The sequence below is a fragment of the Euzebyales bacterium genome (assembly GCA_036374135.1).
GTDB lineage: Bacteria > Actinomycetota > Nitriliruptoria > Euzebyales > JAHELV01 > JAHELV01.
Genome location: DASUUK010000024.1, coordinates 72,481 through 85,338 on the forward strand (window position 1 = coordinate 72,481; position 12,858 = coordinate 85,338).

Annotated in this window: 12 protein-coding genes; 5 read left to right on the plus strand and 7 right to left on the minus strand. The window is 69.4% G+C overall.

What is annotated here, in order from left to right:
- Positions 1–410: 410 nt before the first annotated feature.
- Positions 411–902, minus strand: a complete 492-nt coding sequence (locus VFZ70_03110; GenBank protein HEX6254778.1) for a PH domain-containing protein — start codon at positions 900–902, stop codon at positions 411–413.
- Between the two features lie 34 nt (positions 903–936).
- Entirely contained in the window at positions 937–1,101 is a 165-nt protein-coding gene (locus VFZ70_03115) for a hypothetical protein (protein ID HEX6254779.1), read from the minus strand.
- 264 nt (positions 1,102–1,365) lie between these two features.
- Between VFZ70_03115 and VFZ70_03120 the strand changes: the two genes are divergently transcribed.
- Both VFZ70_03120 and VFZ70_03125 read left to right on the plus strand, forming a co-directional pair.
- The gene (locus VFZ70_03120) at positions 1,366–2,619 is read left to right on the plus strand and encodes a Glu/Leu/Phe/Val dehydrogenase dimerization domain-containing protein (GenBank protein ID HEX6254780.1); all 1,254 of its coding nucleotides are present in this window, start codon (positions 1,366–1,368) and stop codon (positions 2,617–2,619) included.
- A 169-nt stretch (positions 2,620–2,788) separates the two neighbouring features.
- Positions 2,789–3,373 carry an RDD family protein gene (locus VFZ70_03125; GenBank protein ID HEX6254781.1) on the plus strand — a complete coding sequence of 195 codons (585 nt, stop codon included), beginning with the start codon at positions 2,789–2,791 and terminating at the stop codon, positions 3,371–3,373.
- 37 nt (positions 3,374–3,410) lie between these two features.
- Here VFZ70_03125 and orn read toward each other — a convergent pair whose 3' ends face one another.
- The 5 genes from orn to VFZ70_03150 all read right to left on the minus strand — a co-directional run bounded on the left by orn (position 3,411) and on the right by VFZ70_03150 (position 10,048).
- Positions 3,411–3,956 carry an oligoribonuclease gene (gene orn, locus VFZ70_03130; protein ID HEX6254782.1) on the minus strand — a complete coding sequence of 182 codons (546 nt, stop codon included), beginning with the start codon at positions 3,954–3,956 and terminating at the stop codon, positions 3,411–3,413.
- Positions 3,957–3,965: 9 nt separating this feature from the next.
- Positions 3,966–5,843 (minus strand): ABC-F family ATP-binding cassette domain-containing protein, encoded by a 1,878-nt coding sequence (locus VFZ70_03135; protein ID HEX6254783.1) that lies wholly within the window; start codon positions 5,841–5,843, stop codon positions 3,966–3,968.
- A 127-nt stretch (positions 5,844–5,970) separates the two neighbouring features.
- On the minus strand, positions 5,971–7,911 hold the full coding sequence (acs, locus tag VFZ70_03140; protein ID HEX6254784.1) for an acetate--CoA ligase: 1,941 nt from the start codon (positions 7,909–7,911) through the stop codon (positions 5,971–5,973).
- A 119-nt stretch (positions 7,912–8,030) separates the two neighbouring features.
- Positions 8,031–9,743, minus strand: a complete 1,713-nt coding sequence (locus tag VFZ70_03145; GenBank protein HEX6254785.1) for a sodium:solute symporter family protein — start codon at positions 9,741–9,743, stop codon at positions 8,031–8,033.
- Positions 9,744–9,748: 5 nt separating this feature from the next.
- Positions 9,749–10,048 carry a DUF4212 domain-containing protein gene (locus tag VFZ70_03150; protein HEX6254786.1) on the minus strand — a complete coding sequence of 100 codons (300 nt, stop codon included), beginning with the start codon at positions 10,046–10,048 and terminating at the stop codon, positions 9,749–9,751.
- A gap of 262 nt (positions 10,049–10,310) precedes the next feature.
- On the opposite strand from VFZ70_03150, the gene VFZ70_03155 reads away from it, so the two are divergent.
- The 3 genes from VFZ70_03155 (at position 10,311) to VFZ70_03165 (ending at position 12,850) form a co-directional block, all read left to right on the plus strand.
- Complete coding sequence (locus VFZ70_03155; protein HEX6254787.1) at positions 10,311–10,745, plus strand: hypothetical protein; 435 nt, start codon at positions 10,311–10,313, stop codon at positions 10,743–10,745.
- A 105-nt stretch (positions 10,746–10,850) separates the two neighbouring features.
- On the plus strand, positions 10,851–11,165 hold the full coding sequence (locus tag VFZ70_03160) for a hypothetical protein (GenBank protein ID HEX6254788.1): 315 nt from the start codon (positions 10,851–10,853) through the stop codon (positions 11,163–11,165).
- Positions 11,162–12,850: a cation acetate symporter gene (locus VFZ70_03165; GenBank protein ID HEX6254789.1), complete on the plus strand. Its 1,689-nt coding sequence runs from the start codon at positions 11,162–11,164 to the stop codon at positions 12,848–12,850. The genes VFZ70_03160 and VFZ70_03165 overlap by 4 nt, the downstream gene beginning before the upstream one ends.
- The last annotated feature ends 8 nt before the right edge of the window (positions 12,851–12,858 follow it).

Consider the following 12,858-nt stretch of genomic DNA (forward strand, 5'->3'; position numbering starts at 1 on the left):
CGCGAGATCGGTCGGGCACTCCCGCTCCGGCTCCGCGGCCGGCGACGTCGCAGGCGAATGCGACCGAACGCTCGATCCGCAGCCGCGGCGATCACGGTGCCGTCCGGGCTGAGCGCGAACGGGTGGCTGGGCAGCGGCATGCGCCGGTCGACCTCGCCGGAGGCCCTCTCCACAACGCCAGCGCCTCGCCGAGCATGTGGGCCGCCCCGGTCGGCCTCGTCAGCGTCAGCAGCTGCTCACCTCCGGCGGACCTGCCGCTCGAACCGGCATGTGTCGAGCTGCTCACAGGCGACCACCAGCTGATACCTGGACGGATGCGTCCTGATGGCTCGGTGCCGAGTGCCCGGCGCCGCCGTGAGACGCAGCCCTGCACGATCTTGTGCGCCGACGCGGGTCGCTGCGACCGGCGGTCAGGCGGCGACGTTGGTGATCTGGTCGCGGAACTCGATCGGGTCGGCCAGGAGGTTGAAGTTGTACAGCACCGCTCCCGTGGCCGACTGCACCTGAACGGTCGCGAACCCCAGCGCACGGCCCAGCGGCCCCTGACGGAAGACGACAGACTGCCGCATGATCGGCATCACCGTGACCCGCTTGATCCCCAGCGCCACCAGCTCGAACAGCCGCCGGTTCGTGACGACGAGCACGGTGTTGCGCCAGTGCATCCAGCGGTAGGCGAAGTAGAGAACGCCGCCGGCGATGACGAGCAGAGCGACGCCCACCGTGGCCGGTGACAGCACCGCGTTCGTCAGCATCAGCAACGCGATGATCAGCACGACGACCGCGATGGCGGCGGCGGGGACCAGCACGATGGGGTGGTGCCTGCGCACGACGAAGCGCAACTTCTCTTCGGGCAGCAGATACGGCGTCGGATCAGGAAGACCGACGGGCACGGTGTACGTCATTCAGCGCCGGGTCGTGGGTCGTGGGGTGGAGTGGTCAGACGATGGCCCTCAGGAACGCTGCGACGGACTGTGCGGCACCGGTGAACAGTTCGATGGCACCGTTGACGATCGTCCGCGTCAACTCTGCCGCGTCCTGGGGAAACACGATGATGTAGTAGACGAGCAGTGCGACGAGCAGCCAGCGCAGCCACTTCCACATGCCAACAGGCCCCCTGAGCCGTTGTCGGGTGTTCAGTTCTAGCGCGTTCTGCGCCGCTTGCCAAGCTTGTAACCCCATGGGCGCAATTGCGACGGTGTCACGGGGTCTTGTGCCCACCCGTGCGAGCATGGATCATGCGGTGTGCCGTCGCCGCGCCGTGGGTACTCCGAGCCGGACCCGCCGCAGGCGTCGCGGGGCACTGCGTGCCCGGCCGGACAGCGCGGCCATACCTGCACACCGGACCAAGACGCAGCGAGGAGTGCCGTGGTCGATCTGAGGGATGACCTGAGTCCGTACGAGTCGGTGCAGTACTTCTTCCACGACGTCGCCGACCAGCTCGGCATCGACGATCCGACACGATCGGTGCTCAACGGCACGTACCGCGAGATCCGGGTGCAGCTCCCCGTGCGCCGGGACGATGGATCGGTCGAGACGTTCTACGGCTACCGGGTGCAGCACAACGGCGCGCGCGGTCCCTACAAGGGTGGCGTGCGGTTCCATCCGACCGCGGATCTCGATGAGGTGCGGGCGCTGGCGTCGCTGATGACGTGGAAGACCGCGGTCGTCGATGTGCCGTTCGGTGGGGCGAAGGGCGGTGTGCAGGTCGACCCCAAGACGCTCTCGACGTCGGAGCACGAGCGCCTGACCCGCCGCTACATGTCACAGGTCAGCTACATCGTCGGTGTCAAGCGCGACATCATGGCGCCGGACATGAACACCAACGCCCAGACGATGGCGTGGATGATGGACGCCTGGGGACGGTCCCGCGGACACGAACCGGCCATCGTAACGGGCAAGCCGCTGGAGCTCGGCGGCTCCCACGGGCGTGAGGCGGCGACCGGTCGCGGGGTGGTGATGGTGCTCGACGAGGCGGTCCGGCAGCACGAGTGGGAGCCGTCCGAGACCACCGTCGCCATCCAGGGCTACGGCAACGTCGGCTCGTGGACGGCGCGCCTTGCAGCCGAGCGGGGATACCGGATCGTCGCGGTCTCCGACGTCGACGGCGCGATCCACGCGCCGGACGGGCTGTCCCTGGAGCTGCTCGACAAGCACGTCGGCGAGGCGGACACCGTGGCCGGCTTCGACGGCGCAGATGCGATCGACGGTGACGCGCTGCTCGAGCTCGACGTCGACGTGCTCATACCCGCGGCGCTCGGCGAGGTCGTCAACCACACGAACGCCGACCGGATCCAGGCCCGGATGATCGTCGAGGCGGCCAACCATCCGGTGACGCCGGTGGCTGATGCGGAACTGGCCGAACGCGGCGTCATCGTCGTCCCCGACGTGCTCGCCAACGCCGGTGGCGTCACCGTGTCCTACTTCGAGTGGACGCAGAACATCCAGGAGTTCAAGTGGAGCGAGCAGCAGGTCAACGAGGAGCTCAGCCGGTACATGCGGGCCGCGTACCGCAAGGTGCGGGAACGCGCTGAGGATCTGGAGACGACGATGCGGCGGGCCGCGTTCGCGATCGGCATCAGCAAGGTCGCCGAGGCCGCACACCTGCGCGGGTACGTCTGATCGCTGCTGACGGTCTGTTCACCGGCCGGACGGCCGGGCACGGGACCGACCGCGCCCGGCCGCTCCGACAGCGACCGCAAGTCTTCACCATGTGGCCACCCTCCGGCGCTGCGAGCCGAACCGGCGCTTGGCATAATCGCGCGTCCACGCGACGACAGGCTCAGGCGCAATGTTCGACGAGCATCTGATCCGGCCGGCCGAGACCGACGCGCCCCCGCGACCGCACCTGACGCCTGTCCCCGACGGGCCTCCGCGCCCGCTGCCGACCACCGCTGAGCCGGACGCCTCCGTCGAGCCACAGCCGGTGCTGCGGCCGGCGACGCCCGGCGCCCGCGTCGGGGCGTACATCATCGACTGCCTCTCCGTGACGCTGCCGCTGGCGATCGCCGGTGCACTGTCGGGCGTGCTGCCGGTCAGCGCGGAAGGGTTGGGGCAGGGTGCCGCGTACGCCGCCGCCGTGACCTCGGCGATCGTGCTGCTCATCTACTTCGCGACGGCGGAGGCGGTGTTCGGCCGCACGCTCGGCAAGCGCCTGCTGCGGTGCGCGGTCATCGCGGCCGACGGGGGTCCGGTCACGCTGCGGGCGGCACTGCTCCGCAGGGTGGTCTTCGTGGGTGGGCTGGTGGTGCCGATGCTCGGGCCATTACTGGCGTTCGCGGCTCCACTGGCCATGCTGGTGACAGTGATCCAGGACGCGCCGACCGGCCGCGGGTTCCATGACCAGATGGCGGGGACGCTGGTCGTCGACCGCTGATCGCGCAGGACCGCCCCCCGCGGATCGGGATGACCACCTACCCGAACAGCGCATCGCGGTAGTACCGCAGCTCAGTGATCGACTCGGCGATGTCGCCGAGCGCGCGGTGGCGCTCCGACTTGGCCGGCGCCTCGTCGAGCAGCTGCGGCCGCCATCGGCGCACGAGCTCCTTGACCGTCGACACATCCACGTTGCGGTAGTGCAGGTACGCCTCGAGCGTGGGCATGTGCCGGCGCAGGAACATCCGGTCGGCGTGGACGCTGTTGCCTGCCAGCGGTGCGTTCGACGAATCCGGCACGTGCGTGCGGACGAACTCCAGGGTCTCGCGTTCGGCGGCCACCACGTCGCGGTCAGCCGCGCGGATCTCGTCGATCAGGCCGGATTCGGTGTGCATGCGTCGGACGACGTCCGCCATGCCGTCGAGCGCTGCCTCGGGTGCGGCGATGACCAGGTCAGGACCCTGCTCGACCCGTTCGAGGCTGCCGTCGGTCACGATCGTGGCGATCTCGACGATCACGTCGGTGTCCGGGTCGAGGCCGGTCATCTCGAGGTCGATCCACACCAGTGGCTGGGCGATGCTCATTGGACCCTCTCAGCTCGTGGCATCGGGCCGCACCTGCAGCTCGAGCCACCGGGTCTCGGACCGGTCGATCTCGGCCATCACCGCATCGAGGTCCCGGGCCAGGCCACCAGCGCGGACATGGTCGTCGGCGGCCGCTACCAGCTCGGCGTGCAGTGCGTCGCGGCGCTGCTCCAGTGCGGGAAGATCCCGCTCCAGCGTGCGCAGCTCGCGCTGTTCGTTGTAGGTCAGCCTGCCCGGCCGCACGCCGCCCGACCGCTTGGCCACACCGTCCGATCGGTCGCGTCCACCTCCGGGGCCCGCCGCCGCCTGCGCGGCGTCGTGCACCCGGTACGCGCTCCACCCACCGGGGTGCTCGCGGACCTCGCCGTCAAGTTCGATGGACCACAGCTGCCCGCACACGCGGTCGAGGAAGAAGCGGTCGTGGCTGGCGGCGACCAGCGTGCCGGGCCAGCCGTCGAGGAAATCCTCCAGCACCGCGAGGGTGTCGAGGTCCAGGTCGTTCGTCGGCTCGTCCAGCAGCAGCAGGTTCGGTGCCGTCGCCAGCACGCGGAGCAGCTCGAGACGTCGCCGCTCCCCGCCGGACAGCTCCGAGACCAGCGCCCGTTGCGCACCGGCGTCGAAGCCGAACCGCTCGAGCAGGCCGCTCGCCGACAACGTGATGCCGTCGATGGTACAGGTCTCCCGCGCGACCTCGTCGACCGCGTCGATGACCCGCTGGCCGGCCGGTGGTGCCACCGTGTGCTGGTCGTACCACCCGAGGTGCACGGTCGCCCCGATCCGCACACTGCCGCCGTCCGGCGGCACGTGACCGGCCAGCAACCGCAGGAGTGTCGTCTTGCCACTGCCGTTGGGGCCCACGACCCCGATCCGGGCGCCGGGCTGCAGCGACGCGGTCACGTCCCGCAGCACCACCCGGTCGCCGTAGCGCTTGCCGGCGTTGTGCAACGTGGCGACCTTGCTGCCGAGCCGCCTGGCCGGCAGGTCGATGCGCACGCCGCGATCGGTGGTCGCGGGTGCGTCATCCATGAGCTGACGCGCGCGTTCGATGCGCGCCCGCGACTTGCTGGTCCGCGCGGGCGGGCTGCGCTGGAGCCACTCGAGCTCGGCCCGTACACGTTGACGACGGCGGTGCTCGCGCGCCGCCGCCTGCGCGGCGCGTTCCGCACGGTTGGCGAGGTAATCGGCGTACGAGCCGTGCTCAGTGTGCAGTGCGCCGTCCACCACCTCGACGATGCGCGTCACGACGCGGTCGAGCAGGTAGCGGTCGTGCGTCACGAGCACGACGGCCCCACGTTGCGAGGTGATGCGGCCCTCCAACCACTCGATCACGTCAACGTCGAGGTGATTGGTGGGCTCGTCGAGCACGAGCAGCGGCACCGTGTCGCCGGTGCGCGCCGCGACATCACTGTGGACGAGTGCGCGGGCGAGCGCCACCCGCATCCGCTGGCCACCGCTCAACTCGCCCACGACGCGATCCGGGGCGATGTCGAACCGGTCGAGCATGCCGCGCGCGACATGCTCGAGATCCCACAGCCCGTGCGCGTCCATGAGGGCGGTCACATCGGCATGGTTCGGGCGGGCGCGATGCTCACGGAAGATGTGGCCGGGCTCGGAGTCCGCGTCCAGCACGGCGGCCAACGCGGCAGTGTCGGGTGCGAGTGCGGGCTCCTGCGGCACGTACTGGACGGTCAACCGTCGCGCGTGCGTGACCGAGCCCTCGTCGGGGGGCTGTACGCCGGACAGCACCCGCAACAGCGACGACTTGCCGCTGCCGTTGCGACCGATGACGCCGATGCGATCGCCGTCGTCGATGCCGAGGCTGACATCGTCGAGCACGAGGGCGTCGGCGTACCGGACACGGGCGTGCTCGACACTGACCAGGTTCATCGCCACGCGATGCTATCGGGCTGGAGGGCAGTGGCGACCGGCCGCGCGCGGACGCTGCCGAACGCGGGGTCACCCCGACGTCGCGGCGGAGCGGCCGGCGCCGGCCGCTCCGCCGCGACAGGCGTCGCTACTTCCTGGACGCGACCTTCGCCTGGTCCTGGAGGTCCTCGACGATGTTCGGGTTGGCCAGCGTCGTCACATCACCGACCTCGTTGCCCTCGGCGATGTCCTTGAGCAGCCGGCGCATGATCTTGCCGGATCGCGTCTTGGGCAGGTCGTCGGTGAACACCAGCTCCGCCGGCCGGGCCAGCTTGCCGATGCGGTCGGCGACGTGCTCGCGTAGCTCCGCACGCAGCTCGTCGCTGCTCTCAGCGCCGCCGACGAGGGTCACGAACGCCGACACGGCCTGACCGGTGTCCGCGTCCGTGCGCCCGACCACGGCCGCCTCGGCCACGGCCTCGTGCGCCACGAGCGCGCTCTCGATCTCGGCGGTCGACAGCCGGTGACCGGAGACGTTCATCACGTCGTCCACACGCCCGAGCAGCCAGATGTCGCCGTCCTCGTCGAGCCGCGCTCCGTCGCCCGCGAAGTAGACGTCGGTGCCGAAGCGCGACCAGTAGGTCTCGCGGTACCGCTCGTCGTCGCCCCACAACGTACGCAGCATGCCCGGCCATGGACGCTGCAGCGTCAGGTAGCCGCTCTCGCCCAGCTGGACCGGGCTGCCGTGGTCGTCGACGACCACGGGCTTGATGCCGGGGAACGGGCGCATCGCGGCGCCCGGCTTGGTCTCGGTGATGCCCGGCAGCGGCGTGATCATGATGCCGCCGGTCTCGGTCTGCCACCACGTGTCGACCACGGGTGTGTTCCCGCCGCCGATGTGCTCGTGGTACCACAGCCACGCCTCGGGATTGATCGGTTCGCCCACCGAGCCCAGCAGGCGCAGCTTTGACAGATCGTGGCGCTCGACGTACTCGCTGCCCCACTTCATGAAGGCGCGGATCGCCGTCGGTGCCGTGTACAGGATCGTCGCGCCGTACTTCTCCGCGATCGCCCACAGCCGGTCCTTGTCGGGCGTGTCCGGCGCGCCCTCGTACATGATCGAGGTCGCACGGTTGGCCAGCGGGCCGTACACGATGTAACTGTGGCCCGTGACCCAGCCGATGTCGGCGGCACACCAGTACACGTCCGTCTCGGGCTTGAGGTCGAACACCAGCCGGTGCGTGGCCGTCACCTGCGTGAGATAGCCGCCAGTCGTGTGCTGGATGCCCTTCGGCTTGCCGGTCGTCCCCGAGGAGTACAGCAGGAACAGGATGTCCTCGGCGTCCATCTCCTCGGGCGGGCAGTCGTCGTCGGCCTGTTCGATGAGGTCGTGGTACCAGACGTCGCGCCCCTCGGTGAACGCGACGTCCTCGCCGGTCCGCTTGACGACGACGCAGTGCTCGATCTTGTCGGTGTTGTCCATCGCCTTGTCCGCCGACTGCTTCAGCGGGACGACGCTGCCCTTGCGGTACGAGCCGTCGGCGGTGATCAGCACCTTGGAGTCCGCGTCCTCGACACGGTCTACGACCGACTGGGCGGAGAAGCCCGCGAACACGACCGAATGCGGCGCGCCGATCCGCGCGCACGCGAGCATCGCAACCGGCAACTCCGGGATCATCGGCAGGTAGATCGTGACCGGATCGCCCTTGCCGACCCCGAGGCCCTTCAGGGCGTTGGCGAAGTGCTTGACCTCGTTCAGTAGCTCCGAGTAGGTGATCTCACGGGTGTCGCCGGGTTCGCCCTCCCAGTAGAAGGCGACCCCGTCGCCGTACCCGTCCTCGACGTGGCGGTCGAGGCAGTTGTCGCTGACGTTCAGCGTCCCGCCGACGAACCACTTCGCATACGGCGCGTTCCACTCGAGCGTGGTGTCCCAGTCGCGCATCCAGCGCAGCTTCCGGGCGTGTGAATCCCACCACGCTTCCACGTCCTGTTCGGCCTCGTCGTAGACGCCCGCGTCACTGACGTTGGCCTGTTTGACGAAGTCCTGCGGTGGAGCAAACGTGCGTCCAGCGTCCGCGTCATCGCTCATTGTGGTTCGGCTCCTTCATCGTGCGTGGTGCGTGTGCAACCTCTCAGTCATGTTGACCGGAACGGCCGTGACTCATGCGGTCACGGCCGTTGGCGGATGTCGTGGATCGTGACAGACGATCAGTGGGGCCTGGTCGCGGGCGCGGCACCCGGATACCGGATGTCCTCGATCAGGTCCATCATCTTCTGCGGTGGTGGCGCGGTCGCACGTGACACGACGACCGTCACGATCAGGTTGAGCAGTGCACCGATCGTCCCGATGCCCTCGGGGCTGATGCCGAACAGCGGATCGAGCCCGAAGAAGATCGCGCCTGCCTCATCCGGGACGGTGGCCATGATGTAGGCGGCCGTGAAGATGAGGCCGGTGAGCATGCCGGCCACGGCGCCCTGCGCGTTGGCCCGCTTCCAGAAGATCCCGAGCACGATGATCGGGAAGAAGCTCGCGGCCGCGAGACCGAAGGCGAAGGCCACAACCTGACCCACGAACGCGGGCGGGTTGATGCCGAACCATCCCGCGACGACGATCGCGCACGCCATGGCGATCCGACCGGCCATGAGCTGCTGCGCTTCCGACGCGTTCGGGCGGAACCGCTTGTAGTAGAAGTCGTGCGCCACCGAGGACGAGATCACCAGCAGCAGACCCGACGCCGTCGAAAGGGCCGCGGCGAGACCACCGGCGGCCACGAGACCCACGACGATGGCCGGCAGTCCCGCGATCTGCGGGTTGGCGAGCACCATGATGTCGAGGTCCGGCTCGATCTCGTTCGTGCTCTCAGGATCGGCGACTTCGCCGGGCGCGAACTGGATCGTGCCGTCCTCGTTCTTGTCGTCGATGGTGATCAGGTCGGCGTCCTGCCAGTCGACCACCCACTGGGGCAGGTTGTTGACCGACGCACCTTCGACCGTGTCGATGAAGTTGGTCTTGGCGAAGACACCGACCGCCGGCGCGGTCGTGTACAGGATGGCGATGAACAGCAGGGCCCAGAACGCGCTCGCCCGCGCATCACGGACCGTCTTGGTCGTGTAGAAGCGCACGATCACGTGGGGCAGCCCGGCCGTCCCGATCATGAGTGCACCGGTGATCAGGAGCATGTTCAGCATGTTGCGGTTCTCGGCCGTGAACGGGTCCGTGTACCCACTGAAGCCGAGCTCCTGCTGCAGGCCGTTGAGATCCGTGGCGAGGCTGCCGAAGGACAGCTGCGGGATCGGATTGCCCGTGAGCGTGTACGCGATCGCGATGGCCGGGATCAGGTACGCGACGATCAGCACCGAGTACTGCGCGACCTGCGTCCACGTGATGCCCTTCATGCCACCCAGGACCGCGTAGAAGAACACGATCGCCATGCCGATCAACACACCGCCGATCACGGGATCGCCGAAGATCTCGATGCCGACGTACCGGCTGAACACGATGCCGACGCCACGCATCTGTCCGGCCACGTAGGTCATGGAGACGAAGATCGCCGCAACCGCTGCGACGGCACGCGCTGTCTCGGAGTAGCGGTCACCGACGAAGTCGGGGACCGTGTACTTGCCGAACTTGCGCAGGTACGGAGCGAGCAGCAGTGCCAGCAGCACGTACCCACCGGTCCACCCCATGAGATAGACCGAGCCGCCGTACCCCTGGAACGCGATCAGCCCTGCCATCGAGATGAACGACGCCGCGCTCATCCAGTCGGCGGCGACCGCCGCACCGTTGGCCACCGATGGAATGCCGTGGCCGGCGACGTAGAAGCCCTCGGTGTCCGCGACGCGGCTCCGCCAGGCGATCAAGACATAGAGTCCGAACGTCAGGACGACCCAGATGAGGGTCCACAGCTGAATGCTGGTCATCGCGCCTACCCCTTCCGCTCGTCCCGGGCGCCCGCGTCACCGTTCGCGTTGTCGCGTCCCACGCCGTACTCGTCGTCGAGCCGGTCCATGCGCCACACGTAGACGCCGATCAGGACCACGAACGTGACGATCGCGCCCTGCTGGGCGAACCAGAACCCCATGGGGAATCCGTTGATGACGATGTTGTTCAACGGCTCGACGAGCAGGATCCCGCAGACGTAGCTCACCAGGAACCAACAGACGAGCAGCGCGGACATCAGTGTCAGGTTGGACCGCCAGTACTGCTGGCGTTGTGATTCATCCATGGACAGGTGCACTCCCTCGCTCGGTACCGGCGCAGCGCGTACGCCCACAGGCCGGATCGAACCGCACCACGCTGGCCCCGTTCAAGCGGTCACCGATGGACGGTGGCAACCAGTTCGTCAACGGACGTGCGTGGGCCGCGGGCGGATCGACGAGGTGGAGCACGACCGCTCGGCAGGCACAACCGACCGTTCAACGTCCGCGATCCGCCGCTCGGCGGTCACGCCCCCGCATCGCGGCGGCATCGTGCGGTAGCGTGGCGGCATGGCTGACAGCACGCCATCGGGTGCGTCCGCGGCCACCCGACCCAGATGGCCGTACCAGGGGACGCCGCAGGTGCTGCTGCTGATCGCGGGGCTGGTCGCTACGATCGCCAGCTTCCTCCCGTGGCTCGAGACACCGTTCGGCAGCGCAAGCGGGGCGGTCGTTGGGGGATCCGTCACGTTCTACGCGGCCGTCTTCGCCGTGCCCGGTGCGCTCTGGCGACGCCGCGGCGTCGTCGTTGCCCACGCGCTGATCCTCGCGGTCCCCGGGATCGTGGTGCCACTCTGGCGCTTCACCTGGGCGATGGGGCGACTGCCCGGACTTGGCGAGGCCTGGCTACCGGGGCCCGGCATGGTGCTCGTGCTCATCTCTGGATGCGTGGCCGCCTACGCTGCCGTGAGCCTGTGGCAGCGAGCGCCGCTGCCACGTTCCTGACGGACGACGCGGCCGGCTCGCTAGATTGCGCGTGTGACAAGGATGCCCCGCAGCGACCCCGACCGATGGCCGACACCGCGTCCGACCGGGCGCGTCGGCCCCGATGTGGATGACCAGGCGGGGCGGGACGAGTTCGACAGTCCAGCGGAGGTGGACGCCGTCTTCCGCACGCAGCGTCGCATCGCGATCGGCTACTTCGTCGTGTTCGTCGGCGGGATGCTGCTGATCCCCCTCGCCACGCTCGCGTCCGAGTGGTGGGAGGGTCGCCTGTCGGACTGGGCGACGGGGTTCGTCGTCGCCGGTGCCGGTCTGTACGTGTTCTTCTTCGTCCTCGGTCTGGGTGCGGCGTCCCTGGCCAACGGCGTCGAGCAGCGCATGCTCGGCACGCCGACCGATGACGCCGACGACCCGGTCCGATGAACGTCGCGGCCGCGGCGCTGATCGTCGTCCTGGCGACGCTGACGATCGTTGCGCTGCTCCTGGCTGTCGGACCGCGACGGGCGTCCAGCATCGACTTCTACCTCGCTGGTCAGCGCATCGGGGTCGTGACCAACGCACTGGCGATCTGCGGTGACTACTTCTCGGCGGCGTCGTTCCTTGGCGTGGCCGCGGCCGTGTACGTGTCGGGCCTCGACGGGGTCTGGTATGCGGCAGGGTTCGCCGCCGGCTTCGTTCCGGTGCTGCTGTTCGTTGCCGCGCCACTGCGCAGGTTCGGGCAGTTCTCGCTGCCGGACTTCCTGGGTCGGCGCCTGGAGTCCGAACGCGTCCGCCTCGCGGCGGTCTGCGTCGTCCAGGTCATCACGCTCAGCTACCTGGTCCCCCAGGCGGTCGCGAGCGGGATCACGTGGCGCCTGATGGTCGGCTCGGGCGTGCTCGGCCTCGACGCGTACGCGACGGGCGTCGTCCTGGCCACGACGACGATCGCCGGCCTCGTCGCCTTCGGCGGCATGCGCGGCACGACGTGGGCGCAGGCGGTCCAGTTCGTGTTTCTGATGGCGGTGCTGGTGTGGCTCGCGGCGGCGGTGCTGTCGGACGGCTTCGACTACACCAGAGCTGTGGCCGATCTCAGCCAGGAGCCGCTGCGCAACCCGGTCGCCGTCGACGGTGACGTGCGGTTGGAGACGCAGGACAGCGCGCTGCGGCCCGGAACGCCGGCGCGGTTCGACCAGCCTGGCGCCCGCTACTCGCTCACCGGCCAGATCACCCTGCTGATCACCCTGATGCTCGGCACCGCCGGCCTGCCCCATGTCATGAACCGCTACTTCACGAGCCCGACCGGCCGCGAGGCACGGCGCACGACGGTCTGGGTGCTCGCCGCGGCGGGCATCTTCTACACATTGGCGGTGATGCTGGGCACCGCCGCGCGGAGCATGATCGCCGCGCTGCCGGCCACGCCGTCGTGGCTCACAGCGCTCACGGTCGAGGGCGTCCTGCGCATCCCCGAGCACGCGCTCCTGGCGCTGGGCCGGATCATCGCCGGCGACGCCGGACTGACCATCATCGCGGTCGCAGCACTGGTCGCGGTGATCTCGACGATGGCGGGACTGCTGCTCGCCGCCGCCGCATCGTGGGGCCACGACGTGTACGCGTTCGTCGTCAACCGCCGCGCCACCCAGCACCAGGTCGTGCTGGCCGGGCGGCTCGCGGTCGTGGGCACCGCCGCCGTCGCGGCAGCGGTCGCGCTCCGGCTCGACCCGACCTCCCTGTCGGCGTTGTTCCCCTCGGCGGTCGCGACGATGGTGACGTGGGCGTTCGCGGTCGCCGGCTCCGCGTTGACGCCCGTCATCGTGCTGACGATCTGGTGGCGTGGCATGACCGCCGCGGGTGCAGTCGCCGGAATGGCCGTCGGCGGCGTCATTGCGATCGTCGCATTCCTCGTGGCGCTGCTGGAGCCGGACTGGACGCTCGCGGGCCTGCTGTTGACGCCGACCCCGGTCGCGGCGCCGTGCGCCGTCGTGGCTGCGGTGAGGGTGTCGCGCCGGACCGCGCCACCCGGCCGCGTGACGCAGTTGTGGGCACGCCTGCACGGCACGGCGGCCGACCGCCACGCCGAGCGCATCGCGCGGCTGACGCTTCGTGGTGTCCAGGCGGAGGATGCGGCGTGACCCCGGTC